Genomic DNA, 16,580 nt, shown 5'->3' with positions numbered 1-16,580 from the left:
CGTGCCCACCGGACACTCTACCCCTGCGCCGCCCCTGGCTGCTCACCGTGTGGCGAAGTCGACTCCTCGTGCACGGCGGCGGTGGCGGCCCCCTCGGGCGCGGCCAGGTCCTCCGTGTCGGAGTGGATGTCGATCCGCCAGCCCGTGAGACGGGCCGCGAGCCGGGCGTTCTGCCCCTCCTTGCCGATGGCGAGGGAGAGCTGGTAGTCGGGGACGACGACGCGGGCGGCCTTGGCCTCGGGGTCCACGACCTCGACGCTGCTGACGCGGGCGGGCGACAGGGCGTTGGCGACGAACCGGGCGGGGTCGTCGGAGTAGTCGACGATGTCGATCTTCTCGCCGTTCAGCTCGGTCATCACGGCGCGGACGCGCTGGCCCATGGGGCCGATGCAGGCGCCCTTGGCGTTCAGGCCCGGCACCGTGGCGCGGACCGCCATCTTGGTGCGGTGCCCCGCCTCCCGGGCCATGGCGACGATCTCGACGCTGCCGTCGGCGACCTCGGGCACCTCCAGGGCGAAGAGCTTCCGGACGAACGCCGGGTGCGTGCGCGAGAGGGTGACCTGCGGGCCCTTGCCCCCGCGCGTGACCTCCAGCACGTAGGCGCGCAACCGGTCTCCGTGCGTGTACCGCTCGGTCGGGACCTGCTCGTGGGCCGGGAGCACGGCCTCCAGGTCGCCGATGTCGACGAGGACCACGCGCGGGTCGCGGCCCTGCTGGACGATGCCGCTGATGAGCTCGCCGGCCTTGTCGCGGTAGTTGCCCATCACCTGCTCGTCCTCGGCGTCGCGCAGCCGCTGGACGATGACCGAGCGTGCGGTCGCGGTGGCGATGCGCCCGAACCCGGACGGGGTGTCGTCGAACTCCCCCGCCTCGTTGCCCTCCTCGTCGATCTCGGTGGCCCACACCGTGACGCGGCCGGTCTTGCGGTCGAGCTCGACCCGGGCCTTGTCCACCGCGCCGGGGGTGCGGCGGTAGGCCAGCAGGAGGGCCTCCTCGATGGCGCGCACGAGCACGTCGAAGTTGATGCCCCGCTCGCTCTCGACCAGGCGGAGAGCTGTCATGTCGATGTCCATGCGGTCCTCCTCAGTCCTCGTCGGGGCGGTTGAGCTCGATCTCGACGCGGGCGCGGGAGATCTCGGTGTAGCCCAGGCGCTCGCGCCGGCCGTCGGACTCCAGCACCACCCCGGCGTCGTCGGCCTCCTCCAGCCGCCCGGTGGTGTCCCGGCCGGCGGCGGTGCGGACCGCGACGAGCCGGCCCAGGGCGCGCCGGTAGTGCCGCGGCTCGGTCAGCGGGCGGTCGGTGCCGGGTGTGGAGACCTCCAGGGTGTAGGCGCCCTCGAGGAGGTCGGCGTCGTCGAGCACCGTGGAGATCTCCCGGGAGACGTCCGAGAGCCGGTCGGAGTCCACCCCGCCCGGCCCGTCGGGGAGGTCGACGACCACCCGGACGACCTTGCGCCGCCCCGCCGCGGCCACCGTGGCGTCCTCGAGGAACAGGCCCGCGGCGCCGACCACCGGCTCGACGGCGGACCGCAGCCGGTCGAGCAGTTCGGATTGACGGGCGGGGCTCATCGAGGGCTTCTCCTAGGGGCGTGAGCGCTGGTCAGGTCAACCCCACACACTACCCGTGCGCGCATCCCCCGCCTCCGGCGTGGGAGGATCGGCCGCGATGCCCAGGCCCCTTCTCGCCCTACCCGCGCGCCCCCGTACCGCCCGGCCGGTCCGGCGCCCGTGGCGCGCCGTGGCCGGCGTCGCCGTGCTGGCCGCGACCCTCGCCGGCTGCGGCGCGGTGCGGCTGGACACGCCGCCCGCGGAGCCGCCCCGGCCAGACGCCGTCGAGGTGCAGCGCCAGGAGGAGGCGATCCTGTCGGCCGCCATCGCGGACGTGGCCCGGATCACCGACGCCGGCGCGGACGTGGCGGGCGTCCTCGCGCGTGTCGCGGGCAACGCCGAGGCGCACGCCGGCGCCCTGGGCGGGGTGTGGGAGCCCTGGCCCGGAGGGGCACCGGAGGGGGCCCGGACGCCGGAGCCCGTGGAGACGCCGTCCGCGACGGCGACCCCGGAGGGCGTTCTCGGGCTGCTTGTCCAGGGCGCGGCGAGCGCGCGCGAGGCCGCGCTGACGTCGACCGACGACGACCTGGCCGCCGCCCTGGCCGCGGTCTCGCTCTCCCGCGCCGACGACGCCCGCCGGCTGGCCGCCGCGCTCGGTGTCTCCGCCGACCTGCCCGCCGGCGCTCCGCTCACGCCGGAGGCGCTGCTGACGCACGGGCCCGGCGAGGCGACGGTGCGGCTGCTCGACTCGGCCCGCTTCGCGGTTGAGACGGTCGCGGCGCGCACGGACGGCGCTGCCCGTGAACGAGCCTGGGAACGTGCGGAGCACCTGCAGGCGCTGGTGGACGCGGCGCTGGCCGCGGGCGCGCCGGACGAGCGCAGCGCGGCCTACGACCTCGGTTTGGTCGCCCAGAACGCGGCGGCGGGCCCGGACGCGGAGCCGGGCGCCGACGGGGCGATGGGCTCGCACGCCGGCGCGGACGGCTCGGGGATCCCTGACGCCGACGCGACGGCGAACAGCTCGGAGAGCCCTGACGACGACGTGGCAGCGGACGGTTTCGGCGTCGGTGACCTCACCGCGGAGCAGGCCGTGGCGGTCGGCGCCGAGCGGAGCCTGCTGGAGCTGTGGGTGGCCAACATCGGCCGGACCCCGGCCGGCGAGCGCGAGTCGGTCCTCGCGGCCGCCGAGCACGCCGCCGTCCAGCTGCGCGCGTGGGGCGGAGAGCTGCCCGCGCTGCCTGGACTGGGCTGAGCGGCCCACTCAGCTCCCGACCGCCCGCCCCAACCAGGCGAACAACGCACCACCTCGCGCCTGCCCGGACGCCGTCCCATCGGCTCGTCAGCGTCGCGATCGGGGCCGCGCCAGCACCCGCCCCCGACCAGCCGTACAACGCACCACCTCGCCCGCCTGCCCGGACGCCGTCCCATCGGCTCGTCAGGGTCGCGATCGGGCCCGCGCCAGCACCCGCCCGACCATCTCCACCACATCGTCGGGCCGTGCGAGCTGTGCGCGGTCGACCACGAGGACCACCCATCCCACGGCCCGTAGCGCGTTCAGACGCGCACGGTCGCGCGCGACCTGGGCGGAATCGTCGTGGTACGCACCGTCGTACTCGACGGCCACGCGCCGCTCCGGCCAGCCGAGGTCCACCCTCGCGACGAACTCGCCCGAGGCCGTGCAGATTTTCACCTGGGTCTTCGGTCGTGGCAGCCCCGCGAGGACGAGGAGCACCCGCAGCCTCGACTCGGGGAGCGACTCGGCTCCCGGGTCGACGAGATCGAGCGCCGCTGGCACCCGGGCGGACGAGCGGGCACCCGCATTCGCCGCGCGTACCGCCTCGACCTCGGAACGGCTGACGCCAGTGGCGCGGACCAGAGCGTCCAGCAAGGGGGCGCTCTGCAGCGGGCCGCCGAGGCGGGCCAGGTCGAACGCCGTACGCGAGGGGCTCGTCGCCCACCCGAAGGGCGTCTTCGCCATCTCCGCCTCGTGCACCGACTCGGTCGTGACCCGCAAGAACTCGTGCCGCCTGATGCGTCGATCCCTCGGCACGGCGATCTCGACGGGGTCCGTGGGGTCGGCGAGGCGCACGCCGAGCGCCCACAGGGCGCTCCGCCCCCGGAGAACCGCGGGCCCCGGTGCGATCAGCCGCGCCGCACGGATCATGTCGCCGTGGTCGCACTCGCCGCGCGCGATGTAGACGCCCTGGGTCACGCGCCGATAAGCACCGCTGCGCAGTTGGCCCGGCGTGATGTGACGCAGCGCTGTCGCCCTCGTGAAGGGGCCGCGTGACAGGGCCGCGTGAGCGACAGCCTTGCGACTCACGGCGCGAGTCTGCAGCGGATGCGGCGCGCCGGGGCGGTGCCGCGGTGCTGACTGTGGACACCGGCCGATGGGGACGACGGCCTACGCCCACGTTTCCGCGGCCGGGAAGGGGGTACATATGGAGACGCTCGGGAGCACCTCGCTTTCGCACCCAGGACGCCGCACCCCGCCCACCGCGCACTCCGCACCTCACGCACCGCCGGCGCGGTTCCGCCCATTGCGACGTTCTTGCAGGTATGAGCCGGCTCATACGTGCAAGAACGTCACATTCGCCAATGGGCGGCGTGTCAGAACCCGGGCGCACGGCGGCAGCCCGTCGACGCGGCGAGCCGCGGCGACCCGGGCCGAGCCCGATGCCTACGCGGGTGCCTCGGTGAGCGCCTCGTCGACCAGCTCGCGCACCCGCGCGACGGCAAGCTCGGGGGCGATCTCCTCGCGCTCGCCCGTGGCGCGGCGACGCACCTCCACGACGCCGTCCGCCAGCCCGCGCCCGACCACCACCGACAGCGGCACGCCGAGGAGCTCGGCGTCGGCGAACTTCACGCCGGCGGAGACCTTCGGGCGGTCGTCGTAGAGCACCTCGAGCCCGGCCGCCTCCAGCTCGCGGGCCAGCCGCTCGGCGGCGTCGAAGATCTCCTGGCCCTTGCCGGTGGCGAGGACGTGCACATGGGCCGGCGCGACCTGCATCGGCCAGACCAGGCCCTTGTCGTCGTGGTTGGCCTCGGCCAGGGCGGCGAGCGCCCGGGTGACGCCGATGCCGTAGGACCCCATCGTGACGGTCACGGCCTTGCCGTTGGCGTCGAGCACCTTCAGGTCGAGCGCGGCGGCGTACTTGCGCCCCAGGGCGAAGATGTGACCGATCTCGATGCCGCGGGCCAGCTCCAGCGGGCCGGATCCGTCCGGGGCGGGGTCGCCCTCCCGGACCTCGGCCGCCTCGATGGTGCCGTCGGCGGTGAAGTCCCGGCCGGCGACGAGCCCGAACACGTGCTTGCCGTCCTCGTCCGCGCCGGTGATCCAGGCCGTGCCGCGGGCGACGCGCGGGTCGAGCAGGTAGCGCACGGCGCCGTCGGTCCGGCTGCCGTCCTCGCCGTCGGCACGCGGGGCGCCGTTCGGGCCCAGGACGCCGGGGCCGATGTAGCCCTTGACCAGCTCGGGGTGCTTCTTCAGGTCCTCCTCGGTGGCCGGCTCCACCTCGGCGGGCTCCACGCCCGCCTGCAGCCGCTTGAGGTCGACCTCGCGGTCGCCGGGCAGCCCGACGACGACGACCTCGCGGGCGCCGTCGGGGTGCGTGAGGGCCAGCACCACGTTCTTGAGGGTGTCCGCCGCGGTCCACGGCCGGTCGGGGCGGGGGTGGAGGCGGTTGGCGGCCTCCACGAGGGTCTCGATGGTCGGCGAGTCGGGGGTGTCCAGCACCTCGGCCGCGGGCAGCCCGTCGGGGCTGACGGGCTCGGGCGCCGGGGTGGTCACGGCCTCGACGTTCGCTGCGTAGCCGCCCGGCGAGCGCACGAACGTGTCCTCCCCGATCGCCGTCGGGTGGAGGAACTCCTCGCTCCGGGAACCGCCCATCGCCCCGCTCATGGCCTTGACGATGACGAACTCGAGCCCGAGCCGGTTGAAGATGCGCTGGTAGGCCTCCCGCTGGAGGTTGTAGGACCGCTCGAGGCCCTCGTCGTCGACGTCGAAGGAGTAGGCGTCCTTCATGATGAACTCGCGCCCGCGGATCAGCCCCGCTCGCGGCCGTGCCTCGTCGCGGTACTTGGTCTGGATCTGGTACAGCGCGAGCGGCAGGTCCTTGTACGAGGAGTACAGGTCCTTGACCAAGAGGGTGAACATCTCCTCGTGGGTCGGCGCCAGGAGGTAGTCGGCCTGCTTGCGGTCCTTGAGCCGGAAGATGTTCGGCCCGTACTCGACCCAGCGGCCGGTGGCCTCGTAGGGCTCCTTGGGCAGCAGCGCCGGGAAGTGCACCTCCTGGGCGCCGATGGCGTCCATCTCCTCGCGCACGATCCGCTCCACCTTGGCGAGCACCTTCAGCCCCAGCGGCAGCCAGGAGTAGATCCCGGGCGCCGCGCGGCGGATGTAGCCCGCCCGCACGAGGAGCTTGTGGCTGGCGACCTCGGCGTCGGCCGGGTCCTCACGCAGGGTCCGCACGAAAAGGGACGACATCTTCATCAGCACGCGGGCAAGCCTAGTGCGCCGCGTCGGTGGGCTGGGCGAGGGCCGCCGGGCCGGGCCCGTGAGGGGCGGCGAAGCCGCCGTCGCCCGCACGGGTCAGCACGGCCGCGTCGACGGGCCCCGCCGTGGGTCGTCGACGCGGCCGCGCGGCGTCAGCGCTTGCGGGGGGTCAGCGCGCTGCCGCGGCGCGGGCGGCCTCCTCGCGGTAACCGGCGGCGACCTCCACCTGGTACTGCGTGGCCTGGAAGGCGCTCGCGCTGGAGAAGTCCCGGCGGCCCCCGGTGGACCAGTGGCCGAGGAACCCGAAGACGGCGCCGAACACGGCACCGATGACGGCGCTCGTGACGACCATCGAGAGCCAGCTCCACGGCCCGGCGATCACGAACAGCGAGAACAGCAGGCCGATGAACAGGCCGAACCAGGCACCGGCCGCCGCGCCGCCCGCCGCGGCCCTGCCCTTGGTGCGGCGCCCGGTCACCTGCTCCACCGAGCGGATCCCCGTCCCGACGATGCGGACGTTCTCCACGGGGAAGCCGCGGTCGGAGAGCCGGTCGACGAGCTCCTGGGCGTGTGCGTACTCCTGGAACTCCGCCAGGACGCGGTAGTCGGTCAGCACGGCGCCGCGATATGCGGTGTCTGTCATCTCTCCACCTCCGGATGGTCTGATCGGTCCAACTACTTTTCCCCACCATAAATCCGCTCGCGTAAGTCCGCATCTCGGCCGCCCGGAGAGGCGGGCGGCGCGGGCGGGCCCGCCGCGCCAGGATGGTGCCATGCCGGAGATGCCGGAGGTCGAGGGCCTGGTCCAGTTCCTGCGCGAGCGGGCGGTGGGCCGCACCCTGGCCGCCGTGGAGGTCGGCGCGATCAGCGCGCTGAAGACCTTCTCCCCCGCCCCGACGGCGCTCGTGGGTGCCGCGGTCACCGGCGTGGCCCGGCACGGCAAGTGGCTGGACGTCGCCACGGACGCCGACGGGGAGCTGCACCTGGTGTTCCACCTGGCCAAGGCGGGATGGCTGCGCTGGTACGACGCCGCCCCCGCCGCGCACCTGCGGCCGGGGCGCTCACCCATCGCCCTGCGCGCGAGGCTGGACGACGGCGCCGGGTTCGACCTGACCGAGGCCGGCACCCGCAAGCGCCTCGCCGTCCACGTCGTGCGCTCCCCCGGTGACGTCCCCGCGATCGCGACGCTCGGCGTCGAGCCGGCGCAGCTGACGCTCGAGGGCCTCACGGCCCTGCTCGCCGCAAGGAACCAGCAGATCAAGGGATTGCTGCGGGACCAGTCGGTGATCGCCGGGATCGGCAACGCCTACTCCGACGAGATCCTCCACGCGGCGCGGGTCAGCCCCTTCGCCCTCACCCGCTCGCTCGACGAGGCGGAGGTCGCCCGCCTGCTGCAGGCGATGGACGAGGTGCTCGCGGCCGCCGTCGCCGAGGCCGCGGGCAAACCGGCGGCCGAGCTCAAGGACGCCAAGCGCCGCAGCATGCGGGTGCACGGCCGGGCCGGGCTGCCCTGCCCGGTGTGCGGGGACACCGTCCGCGAGGTCTCCTTCGCCGACTCCGCCCTGCAGTATTGCCCGACCTGCCAGACCGGCGGGAAGATCCTCGCCGACCGGCGGATGTCGAAGCTTCTGCGCTGACAGCAGCAGCAACACATGTGACCTGTCAGGTGTGCCGTCCTGGGCACGCCCGGCCGTCGGCGGAAGACCGGCTCGGTCGCGAACCGGCGGGACAGGGGCGGCCACGGCCGAAGGGTAGCGATGTCAGGCACCTCGTGGCCCGGTGACGGCCCGCGGTTGGCGGTTCAGCGCAGGTCGAGACGCATCAGCACGCGCGGGAAGCCGTTCAGCACCGACCGGGTGTCTGCCACCTTCCTGAACCCGGCTCGCTCGAACAAGCTGCGGGTCCCGACGTACGCCATCGTGAGATCGACCTTCTTGCCCTGGTTGTCGACCGGGTAGCCCTCGATCGCGAGCGCACCGTATCGACGGGCGAACGCGACCGCGCCCTGGAGCAGGTGGTGCGAGATGCCTTTGCCGCGATGTCCGGGCCGCACCCGGAAGCACCACACCGACCACGCCTCGACATCCCCGACATGCGGGATCTTGCGGTTGCGGGCGAAGCTCGTGTCGGCACGCGGGTGGACCGCGGCCCACCCGACGACCTCGCCGCCGTCGTAGGCGAGCACGCCGGGAGGCGGGTCCTGCCGCACGAGCCGCTGCACGAGATCGCCACGCTCGGGCCCGCGAAGGGCAAGATTCTCCTTGGAGGAGAGGCGGTAGCTCAGGCACCAGCACACGTTCGCGTCGGGCCGCTTGGGCCCGAGCATCGTCCGCACGTCGGCGAACACCGTCGCGGGTCGCACCTCGATCGTCATGCGGCCACCCTGCCACCTGCCCGCGAGACCGGCGACGGCGCGTCGTTCACGAGGGGCCGGCACCGAAGCACGCCGTGGCGGGCGGCCTCACCGCCGGACCGCAGCATCGGCTCGTCGACCGCGCGCCCGCTAGAACAGCACCGTGGCGTAGCTGCCGACCTGGCGGAAGCCCACCCGCCGGTAGGCCCGCAGCGCCGGGGTGTTGTAGTCGTTGACGTAGAGGGACGCCACGGGGGCGAGGCGGGCGCGCACGTCGGCGACGACGGCGGCCATGCCGGCGGTGGCGAGCCCGCGCCCGCGCAGCTCGGGGTGCACCCACACGCCCTGGATCTGGGCGACGCCGAGCGCGAGCGCGCCGACGTCGGCCTTGAAGATCACCCGGGGGCCCTCGCCGTCGTCCTCGACGCGGACGTACGTGCGCTCGGTGCCCACCAGCTCCGCGACCCGCGCGGCGTAGGAGGCGCCGACCAGCGTGGGGTCGTAGCCGACCTCCTCGGTGAACATCGCGACGGAGGCCGGGAGCACCAGCGCGACCTCGTCCGGGGTGGCGAGGCGGACGCGGGGGTCGGGCTCCACGGCCGGGTCGGTGTCGATGACCATCGACGGCTGGTCGCGGCGCACCTCGCGCGGGCGGGACCACGCCGGCGCCAGGCGCTCCCACAGCGGCAGCACCTGGTCGGCCGGGCCCACGATCGAGGAGCAGCGCCGCCCGCGGCGCCGCACGTACTCCACGAGGTCGTCCAGCAGGGTGCCGTAGACCTGCACCGGGACGAGGTTCGCCCCGGCCCAGCACAGCGCCGCCGGGCGGGCGTCGGCGTCGTCGGGATCGAAGATGCCGAGCAGCTCAGCGCCGGGCGGCCCCGCCGAGCCCAGCCGTTCCGCCTGCACGCCGGCGAGGACGGACCCGACGGCGTCGCGGCGGCAGACCTCCAGGGCCGCCTCCCGGTCCTCGGCGACGAGCGGGCGGACCGCAAGGGTCGACCGGCGCCACAGCGGCACGGCGGAACCTCAGCGGACGGTGACGACCGGCGAACCGGCCGGGACCGCGCCGTCGGGCTCGCCCATCTCGGCGGCGATGCGCTGGGCCTCGGCGATGAGGGTCTCGACGATCTGATCCTCGGGGACGGTCTTGATGACCTCGCCCTTGACGAAGATCTGCCCCTTGCCGTTGCCGGAGGCGACCCCGAGGTCGGCCTCGCGGGCCTCCCCCGGGCCGTTGACGACGCAGCCCATGACGGCCACGCGCAGCGGCACGGTCACGCCCTCCAGGCCGGCGGTGACGGAGTCGGCGAGCTCGTAGACGTCCACCTGGGCGCGGCCGCAGGAGGGGCAGGAGACGATCTCGAGCTTGCGGGGGCGCAGGTTGAGCGACTCCAGGATCTGCGACCCGACCTTGACCTCCTCCACCGGCGGGGCGGAGAGGGAGACGCGGATGGTATCGCCGATGCCCTTGCTCAGCAGGGCGCCGAAGGCGGTGGCGGACTTGATCGTGCCCTGGAACGCCGGGCCCGCCTCGGTCACGCCGAGGTGCAGCGGCCAGTCGCCCTTCTCGGCGAGCATCTCGTAGGCGCGGACCATCACGACCGGGTCGTTGTGCTTGACAGAGATCTTGAAGTCGTGGAACTCGTGCTCCTCGAAGAGCGAGGCCTCCCAGACGGCGGACTCGACCAGCGCCTCGGGCGTGGCCTTGCCGTACTTCTCCAGCAGGCGCTTGTCGAGCGAGCCCGCGTTGACGCCGATGCGCAGGGAGACGCCGGCGTCCTTGGCCGCCTGGGCGATCTCCTTGACCTGGTCGTCGAACTTGCGGATGTTGCCCGGGTTGACGCGCACGGCGCCGCACCCGGCCTCGATGGCGGCGAAGACGTACTTCGGCTGGAAGTGGATGTCCGCGATGACGGGGATCTGGGACTTCATCGCGATGATCGGGAGCGCCTCGGCGTCCTTGTCCGTGGGGCACGCGACCCGGACGATGTCGCAGCCGGCCGCGGTGAGCTCGGCGATCTGCTGGAGCGTGGCGTTGATGTCGTGCGTCTTCGTCGTCGTCATCGACTGCACGGAGACGGGGGCGTCGCCGCCGACCTCGACGGACCCGACCCGGATCTTCCGCGTCTTGCGGCGCGGCGCGAGGACGGGCGGGGCTTCGTGGACGGTCGGCATTCCCAGCGAGATAGGTACGCTCACCGGCCCAGTATCGCATCAGGCGCCGGGGCCACCTCTACTGCCGGGGGCCACGTGTGACCAACGCCCGCCCGGGCGGCGGGGGCGCCGGCGGAGCCGAGCCGCCCCCCCGGGCCGCGGGGGCGAGGGAGGGGTGGGCCGGGCGGGGCCGCCCGCCCGCGCGGCGGGGGCGCCGGCGGAGCCGAGCCGCCGCCCGGGCCGCGGGGCGAGGGAGGGGCGGGCCGGGCCCCCGCGATCAGCCGGTGAGGGTGATCGGGTTGACGATGTCGGCGTAGGCCAGCAGCAGGCTCATGCCCACCATGAACGCGACGACGACGTAGGTCAGCGGCAGCATCCGTGCGGTGTCCACGGGTCCCGGGTCCGCCCGGCCGCGCAGCCGCGCCACCTGGCGGCGGGCCCCCTCCCACAGCGCGCCGGCGACGTGACCGCCGTCGAGCGGGAGCAGCGGGACGAGGTTGAACACGAACAGCGCCATGTTGAGCGAGACCAGCAGGGAGATCATGTCGGCGCTGCGCTCGGTCAGTCTGTACTGGGTGCTGTCGACGGACGCGATCTCGCCCGCGAAGCGCCCGACGCCGACCACGCCCACCACGCCGGGGTCGCGCTCGGCCGTGCCGAAGGCCGCCTCGGCCACGTCCACCAGCCGCTGCGGCAGGGTGAGCACCACCTCGACGGTGCCGGTGAACAGGTTCCACACCAGGCTGGGGACGTCTGTGAGGGGCTGTCGGACCAGCTCGAACGTCGGGCCGATGCCGACGTAGGGCCGGGTCTCGGTGACCGGGTCGCCGTCGGCGTCGAGGACGGGCGCGCCCTCATCGTCCACCACCGGCCGCTCGGTGAGCTGCGGGGTGACCCGGACGGTGCGACGTTCGCCGTCCCGCTCGACGACGACCGGCACGGTCCCGGTGCCGCCGCCGGCGATGGCGGCGGAGACGTCCTCCCAGCTCTCGACCTCGGCGGAGCCCCACCGGAGGACCTGGTCGCCGGGACGCAGGCCGGCCACGGCGCCGGGCGCCGCGGGGTCGGCGGGGGTGCACTCCTGGCCGGGCTCGGCGGGGACGCACTGCTGCACGTTGGCGATGGTGCTCGTGTGCTGGGCCAGGCCCAGCCCGGTGACCATCACGGCCATCAGGACGGTGGCGATGAGCAGGTTCATCACCGGCCCGCCGAGCATGACGACGAGCTTGCGGGGCGCGGAGAGGTTGTAGAAGGCGCGGTGCTCCTCCCCCGGCCCGATCTCCTCGAGCGCCGCCGCGCGTGCCTCCTCCACGAGGGTCAGCCGCCCGTCGCCGCGGACCTGCCGGCGCCGGCCCGCCCGCGCCGGCGGGTACATCCCCACCAGCCGGACGTAACCGCCGAGCGGGAGCGCCTTGATCCCGTACTCGGTGCCGCGCACGGTCCGGGACCACAGCGTCTTGCCGAAGCCGACCATGTACTGCGGCACCTTGACGCCGAACTTCTTGGCGGGGACCAGGTGGCCGATCTCGTGCAGCGCGATGGAGAGCAGGAGACCCACCACGAGGATGAGGACGCCGATGACGAAGTCCATGGCGGGGCTCCTTCCGGTGGTCGTAGGGCGGACGGGGGGCTGGGGTCGGCCGGACGGGTGGCCTGGCCCGGGCGGGCGGGGTCGTGCGCGGGTCAGGGCGGGCTAGCCGGACGCGACCATCATCCCTCTCCTGGCCGGGCCGCACCGTCGGCGGTTCAACGGCCGGCGGCGGGGCGTGGTTCCCGGGCCGCACGCCCGCCGGCGCCGCCTGCGACGGCTGCCGCCAGCCGGCTCCCGCAGGGACTCGCACCGGCAGCACGGCCTCACGCGCGCCCCGTTCCGGCGAGCTCACGCCCGGCGGGCGATCAGCTCCTCGGCCCGGGCGCGGGCCCAGTCCTCGGTGCCCAGGACGTCGGCCAGGTCGGGCTCGCCACGGCCGTCGTGGGCGCCGAGCACCTCCTCGACGACCTCGACGATCCCCAGGTAGGGCAGCCGTCCGTCGAGGAACGCCGCGACGCACTGCTCGTTGGCCGCGTTGAGCACCGCCGGGTGGGTGGCCGACGCTGCGGCGGCCTGCCGGGCGAGCCGCACGGCCGGGAACACGTCCTCGTCGAGGGGCTCGAAGGTCCACGCCGCGGCCTCGTCCCAGCGGCAGGGCCGCGCCGGTCCGGGCGCCCGCTCGGGCCAGGTCAGGCCGAGCGCGATGGGCAGCCGCATGTCCGGCGGGGAGGCCTGGGCGATCGTGGAGCCGTCGAGGAACTCCACCATCGAGTGGACCACCGACTGCGGGTGCACCACCACGACGATGTCCTCGGCGGCCACGTCGAACAGCAGGTGTGCCTCGATGAGCTCGAGGCCCTTGTTCACCAGGGTCGAGGAGTTGACGGTCACCACCGGGCCCATCGACCACGTCGGGTGCGCGAGCGCCTGCGCCGGGGTGACGCCGGCGAGGTCGTCCCGGCGGCGGCCGCGGAAGGGCCCGCCGGATGCGGTGAGGACGATCCGGGCGACCTCGGTGCGGCCGGTGACCACGGGGCTGGTCATGCCCTTCTCGTGGCGGCCCGAGCGCAGCGCCTGCGCGATGGCGGAGTGCTCCGAGTCGACCGGCACCACCTGGCCGGGCCGGCTCTGTGCCTGGCGCACCAGCGCGCCGCCGACGACCAGTGACTCCTTGTTGGCCAGCGCCAGGGTCGCGCCCGAGCGCAGCGCCGCCAGCGTGGGGGCCAGGCCGACCGAGCCGGTGATGCCGTTGAGGACGACGGCGCGGCCGGCGCCGGGGGCGCGGGAGGAGAGCGCGCCGGCGACCTGGGTGGCGGCGTCCGGGCCGGCGAGGATGTCGGGGCCGCGGCCGTCGCGCCCGGCGCGGGCGAGCTCGTCCGCGAGGAGGGCGCGGAGCCGGGCGACGTCGTCGGGGTCCTCGGTCGCCACGGCGACGGCCTCGACGTCGTGAGTGACCGCCTGCGCGGCGAGCAGCTCGAGGTGGCCGCCGCCGGCGGACAGCGCCCGCACGCGGTACGTCCCCGCGGGCGCGGCGTCGACGACCTCCAGCGCCTGGGTGCCGATCGACCCGGTCGAGCCGAGCAGCACCAGGTCCGTCGGCCCCGCGCTGCGCCCGGCCGCGGCCGCCGGCGCACCGGCGGGTCCGGCCGCGACGGCGTCGGCGCCGCCGCGGACGGCCGGCCGCGAGCCGAGGTCGCCGTGGTCCGTCATGGTCCCGCCCGGGCCGGGCGGCGCCGCGCCGCTCACTCGACCGCGACGAGCACCTCGACCGCGCGGTCGAGGAAGGCGTCGACGGTGCCCTCGTGGTAGGCGCGGGAGGCACGGGCGGCGGGGAAGGTCGTCGCGCGCACCTCGGCGGCGGTCAGCTCGCCGCCGTCGTCGAAGTACGCCACGAGGCGCTCGAGCAGCGCGTCGACGGCCTCCCGGTCGTAGCCGCGGCCCCGGTCCGGGGCGCGGAAGCGCTGCCCGGCGGGGCGCAGCAGCCGGGGGTAGAGCGTGGTGGCGAGCTCGGCGATGTGCTCCATCCACGCCGCCTCGCCCTGCCGGGCGACGAACGTGGTGCGGCGGCGCTGGACGAAGGCGGCCTCGAGCCGGTCCAGGGCGGCGTCGACCGCGGCGGTGGCGTAGCCGTCACGGACCAGGTCGAAGGCCGCGGCCCGCACGTCCTTCTCGTCGAAGGCGCCGGACCCGCCGGCCGTGCCCGCGGCGCCCGTGGGCGCCGGGCCCTGCTCGTACGCGGCCCGGGCGCGGGCGAAGAACTCCTCGACCTGCTGGCGGTCGTATCCCGTCCGGGTCCTGCCCGCCGGGGGGAACATCGTGCTCATCCCTGCTGCTGCTCCTTCGCCGGAACCTTCTTCTCCACCAGGACCTCGGCGGCGAGCTGGCCGCACGCGCCGTCGATGTCGCTCCCCCGAGTGTCGCGCACGGTCGTCGGGATCCCGGCGTTTCGCAGCGTGTCGACGAAGGTTTGCTCCACGTCCCGCTCGCTGGCGGTCCAGATGGAGCCCGGTGTGGGGTTCAGCGGGATGGGGTTGACGTGCACCCAGCCGCGGCCGCGGGCGTTGAGCTCGTCCGCGAGGAGCTGGGCGCGCCACGCGTGGTCGTTCATGTCCTTGATCAGCGCGTACTCGATGCTCACGCGCCGGCCGGTGGCCTCGAAGTAGCGGCGGGCGGCGTCGAGCAGCTCGCCGACCTTCCAGCGCGAGTTGATGGGGATGAGCTCGTCGCGCAGCTCGTCGTCGGGGGCGTGCAGGGACACCGCGAGGGTGACGGGCAGCCCCTCCTTGGCGAGCTTGTCGATGGCCGGCACCAGGCCCACGGTGGAGACCGTGACGTTGCGGGCGGACAGCCCCAGCCCGGCGGGCGCGGGGTCGACCATCCGGCGCACGGCGCCCACCACCGCACGGTAGTTCGCCAGCGGCTCCCCCATGCCCATGAAGACGACGTTGCGCAGGTGGGTGGGCCCGCCCGCGAGCTCGCCGTCGCGCGAGGCCTTGGCGGCGAGGCGGACCTGCTCGACGATCTCGGCGGTGGAGAGGTTGCGGGTCAGGCCCTGCTGCCCGGTGGCGCAGAACGGGCACGCCATGCCGCAGCCCGCCTGGGAGGACACGCACAGCGTGGTGCGGTTGGTGTACCGCATGAGCACCGACTCCACCATGGCGCCGTCGTACAGCCGCCACAGCGACTTCACCGTGGCGCCCCTGTCCGCCGTCATGTCGCGGACCTTGGTGACGAGCTCGGGCACCAGCGTCGCCGTGAGCTGGTCGCGTGCCGCGGCCGGCAGGTCCGTCATGTCCGCGGGGTCGCGGGTCAGGTGGGCGAAGTAGTGCCGGGAGAGCTGGTCCGCGCGGAAGGCGGGCAGGCCCAGCTCCTTGGCGACCTCGGACCGCTCGGCGGTGGTGAGGTCGGCGAGGTGGCGGGGCGGCTTGCCGCGGCGCCTCGCGGTGAAGGTCAAGGTCGGCCGGCCGCCCGGCTCCACCTGGTGGGAGGGCCTGACCTGGACGGGGGCTGGGGTCTGCTGCGTCATGACGCGGACCATCCTCTCAGAGGACGGGCTGTCCGGTAGCCCCCGCGAGGATGACGTAGCACACGGGGGCGGAGACCAGCAGCGAGTCGAGGCGATCCATGATGCCGCCGTGCCCGGCCAGCAGCGAGCCCATGTCCTTCAGCCCGAGGTCGCGCTTGAGGAGGGACTCGGCGAGGTCCCCGGTGGTCGCCGCGGCGACCGCCGCGGCCCCCAGGCCGGCACCGAGCCACCACGCCTGGCCCAGCAGCAGCGCCACCAGCAGCGCCCCGAGGGCGGCCGAGAGCAGCAGCGAACCGGCGAAGCCCTCCCAGGACTTCTTCGGGCTGATCGAGGGCGCCATGGGGTGCTTGCCGAACAGGACCCCGGCGGCGTAGCCGCCCACGTCGTTGGCGATCGTGACGACGATGAAGGTGACGACCAGCCACGCGCCGTCCGGCTGGCGCAGCATGAGCAGCGCGAACCCGGCGAGGTAGGGCACGTAGGCGGCGGCGAAGATGGCCGCGGCCGCGTCCCGCACCGCGCCCCGGCCCCCGCCGTCGAGGACCCGCCAGAGGAACACCCCGCCGGCGGTGAGCGTGAAGGCCATGAGCATCGCCTCCGCGCCGGCTCTCCACGCCGAGACGAGGATGCCCACCGTGCCGACCCACAGCGGCAGCAGCGGGATGCGGATCCCGCGCTGGGCCACCGCCCGGGCGACCTCCCACAGCCCGACGAAGCAGGCCACCACCACGAGGAACACGAAGGCCTCGCGGCGGGTGAACAGGCTCAGCGCGACGACGGCGAGGAGCCCGAGCCCCACGCCGGTGGCGGCGGGCAGGTTGCGCCCGGCGCGCCCGGTGGGCGGCAGCGGATCCCGCGGCCGCGGCGGCGGTGGGGTCACCAGCTCCGTGCGGGCGCGGCGCCTCGCCTCGTTCAGGCGGCGCAGGGCGGCGGTGAGGTGGTCGGCTCCTTGCTCGCTCATGGTCCAGTT

15 protein-coding genes are annotated in these 16,580 nt (G+C 74.5%); 2 read left to right on the top strand and 13 right to left on the bottom strand.

What is annotated here, in order from left to right; genetic code table 11:
• Positions 1 to 17: 17 nt before the first annotated feature.
• On the bottom strand, positions 18 to 1,073 hold the full coding sequence (nusA, locus tag ACF0H8_RS08050) for a transcription termination factor NusA (RefSeq protein ID WP_395288429.1): 1,056 nt from the start codon (positions 1,071 to 1,073) through the stop codon (positions 18 to 20).
• 10 nt (positions 1,074 to 1,083) lie between these two features.
• Positions 1,084 to 1,569, bottom strand: coding sequence for a ribosome maturation factor RimP (gene rimP, locus ACF0H8_RS08045; protein WP_395288428.1), 486 nt, complete (start codon positions 1,567 to 1,569; stop codon positions 1,084 to 1,086).
• Between the two features lie 97 nt (positions 1,570 to 1,666).
• Between rimP and ACF0H8_RS08040 the strand changes: the two genes are divergently transcribed.
• Positions 1,667 to 2,800: a hypothetical protein gene (locus ACF0H8_RS08040; RefSeq protein WP_395288427.1), complete on the top strand. Its 1,134-nt coding sequence runs from the start codon at positions 1,667 to 1,669 to the stop codon at positions 2,798 to 2,800.
• Positions 2,801 to 2,983: 183 nt separating this feature from the next.
• On the opposite strand, the gene ACF0H8_RS08035 is transcribed toward ACF0H8_RS08040, so the two are convergent.
• From ACF0H8_RS08035 to ACF0H8_RS08025, 3 genes are all read right to left on the bottom strand, one after another.
• Complete coding sequence (locus ACF0H8_RS08035; protein ID WP_395288426.1) at positions 2,984 to 3,760, bottom strand: endonuclease domain-containing protein; 777 nt, start codon at positions 3,758 to 3,760, stop codon at positions 2,984 to 2,986.
• Positions 3,761 to 4,228: 468 nt separating this feature from the next.
• Positions 4,229 to 6,034, bottom strand: coding sequence for a proline--tRNA ligase (locus ACF0H8_RS08030; RefSeq protein ID WP_395290839.1), 1,806 nt, complete (start codon positions 6,032 to 6,034; stop codon positions 4,229 to 4,231).
• Positions 6,035 to 6,212: 178 nt separating this feature from the next.
• A complete protein-coding gene (locus ACF0H8_RS08025; protein ID WP_395288425.1) occupies positions 6,213 to 6,686 on the bottom strand; it encodes a general stress protein in 474 nt (157 codons plus the stop codon).
• Between the two features lie 130 nt (positions 6,687 to 6,816).
• On the opposite strand from ACF0H8_RS08025, the gene ACF0H8_RS08020 reads away from it, so the two are divergent.
• Positions 6,817 to 7,680, top strand: coding sequence for a DNA-formamidopyrimidine glycosylase family protein (locus ACF0H8_RS08020; RefSeq protein ID WP_395288424.1), 864 nt, complete (start codon positions 6,817 to 6,819; stop codon positions 7,678 to 7,680).
• A 164-nt stretch (positions 7,681 to 7,844) separates the two neighbouring features.
• Here ACF0H8_RS08020 and ACF0H8_RS08015 read toward each other — a convergent pair whose 3' ends face one another.
• From ACF0H8_RS08015 to ACF0H8_RS07980, 8 genes are all read right to left on the bottom strand, one after another.
• On the bottom strand, positions 7,845 to 8,417 hold the full coding sequence (locus ACF0H8_RS08015; RefSeq protein ID WP_395288423.1) for a GNAT family N-acetyltransferase: 573 nt from the start codon (positions 8,415 to 8,417) through the stop codon (positions 7,845 to 7,847).
• 129 nt (positions 8,418 to 8,546) lie between these two features.
• Entirely contained in the window at positions 8,547 to 9,416 is an 870-nt protein-coding gene (locus ACF0H8_RS08010; RefSeq protein ID WP_395288422.1) for a GNAT family N-acetyltransferase, read from the bottom strand.
• A gap of 9 nt (positions 9,417 to 9,425) precedes the next feature.
• Positions 9,426 to 10,574, bottom strand: coding sequence for a flavodoxin-dependent (E)-4-hydroxy-3-methylbut-2-enyl-diphosphate synthase (gene ispG / locus ACF0H8_RS08005; RefSeq protein WP_395290838.1), 1,149 nt, complete (start codon positions 10,572 to 10,574; stop codon positions 9,426 to 9,428).
• Positions 10,575 to 10,830: 256 nt separating this feature from the next.
• A complete protein-coding gene (locus tag ACF0H8_RS08000; protein ID WP_395288421.1) occupies positions 10,831 to 12,144 on the bottom strand; it encodes a M50 family metallopeptidase in 1,314 nt (437 codons plus the stop codon).
• A 288-nt stretch (positions 12,145 to 12,432) separates the two neighbouring features.
• Positions 12,433 to 13,794 carry a 1-deoxy-D-xylulose-5-phosphate reductoisomerase gene (gene dxr / locus ACF0H8_RS07995; RefSeq protein WP_395288420.1) on the bottom strand — a complete coding sequence of 454 codons (1,362 nt, stop codon included), beginning with the start codon at positions 13,792 to 13,794 and terminating at the stop codon, positions 12,433 to 12,435.
• 32 nt (positions 13,795 to 13,826) lie between these two features.
• Positions 13,827 to 14,408 (bottom strand): DivIVA domain-containing protein, encoded by a 582-nt coding sequence (locus ACF0H8_RS07990; RefSeq protein WP_395288419.1) that lies wholly within the window; start codon positions 14,406 to 14,408, stop codon positions 13,827 to 13,829.
• Positions 14,405 to 15,610: a 23S rRNA (adenine(2503)-C(2))-methyltransferase RlmN gene (gene rlmN, locus ACF0H8_RS07985; RefSeq protein WP_395288418.1), complete on the bottom strand. Its 1,206-nt coding sequence runs from the start codon at positions 15,608 to 15,610 to the stop codon at positions 14,405 to 14,407. Before rlmN ends, ACF0H8_RS07990 begins: the two co-directional genes overlap by 4 nt.
• A gap of 16 nt (positions 15,611 to 15,626) precedes the next feature.
• Positions 15,627 to 16,571, bottom strand: coding sequence for a phosphatidate cytidylyltransferase (locus ACF0H8_RS07980; protein WP_395288417.1), 945 nt, complete (start codon positions 16,569 to 16,571; stop codon positions 15,627 to 15,629).
• Positions 16,572 to 16,580 lie beyond the last annotated feature (9 nt).

This window comes from Georgenia sp. AZ-5 (genome assembly GCF_043952095.1).
Taxonomy (GTDB): domain Bacteria; phylum Actinomycetota; class Actinomycetes; order Actinomycetales; family Actinomycetaceae; genus Georgenia.
The sequence above is the reverse complement of the archived record's forward strand: the minus strand, read 5'-3'. Positions and strand labels throughout refer to the sequence as shown.

What these genes read in the sequence shown, in the direction of transcription:
- ACF0H8_RS08040 (WP_395288427.1), top strand. Translation starts at nt 1,667, where the DNA reads ATGCCCAGGCCCCTTCTCGCCCTACCCGCGCGCCCCCGTACCGCCCGG.
- rimP (WP_395288428.1), bottom strand. Translation starts at nt 1,569, where the DNA reads ATGAGCCCCGCCCGTCAATCCGAACTGCTCGACCGGCTGCGGTCCGCC.
- dxr (WP_395288420.1), bottom strand. Translation starts at nt 13,794, where the DNA reads ATGACGGACCACGGCGACCTCGGCTCGCGGCCGGCCGTCCGCGGCGGC.
- ACF0H8_RS08025 (WP_395288425.1), bottom strand. Translation starts at nt 6,686, where the DNA reads ATGACAGACACCGCATATCGCGGCGCCGTGCTGACCGACTACCGCGTC.
- nusA (WP_395288429.1), bottom strand. Translation starts at nt 1,073, where the DNA reads ATGGACATCGACATGACAGCTCTCCGCCTGGTCGAGAGCGAGCGGGGC.
- ACF0H8_RS07990 (WP_395288419.1), bottom strand. Translation starts at nt 14,408, where the DNA reads ATGAGCACGATGTTCCCCCCGGCGGGCAGGACCCGGACGGGATACGAC.
- ACF0H8_RS07980 (WP_395288417.1), bottom strand. Translation starts at nt 16,571, where the DNA reads ATGAGCGAGCAAGGAGCCGACCACCTCACCGCCGCCCTGCGCCGCCTG.
- ACF0H8_RS08000 (WP_395288421.1), bottom strand. Translation starts at nt 12,144, where the DNA reads ATGGACTTCGTCATCGGCGTCCTCATCCTCGTGGTGGGTCTCCTGCTC.
- ACF0H8_RS08030 (WP_395290839.1), bottom strand. Translation starts at nt 6,034, where the DNA reads ATGTCGTCCCTTTTCGTGCGGACCCTGCGTGAGGACCCGGCCGACGCC.
- ACF0H8_RS08015 (WP_395288423.1), bottom strand. Translation starts at nt 8,417, where the DNA reads ATGACGATCGAGGTGCGACCCGCGACGGTGTTCGCCGACGTGCGGACG.
- ispG (WP_395290838.1), bottom strand. Translation starts at nt 10,574, where the DNA reads ATGCCGACCGTCCACGAAGCCCCGCCCGTCCTCGCGCCGCGCCGCAAG.
- ACF0H8_RS08020 (WP_395288424.1), top strand. Translation starts at nt 6,817, where the DNA reads ATGCCGGAGATGCCGGAGGTCGAGGGCCTGGTCCAGTTCCTGCGCGAG.
- rlmN (WP_395288418.1), bottom strand. Translation starts at nt 15,610, where the DNA reads ATGACGCAGCAGACCCCAGCCCCCGTCCAGGTCAGGCCCTCCCACCAG.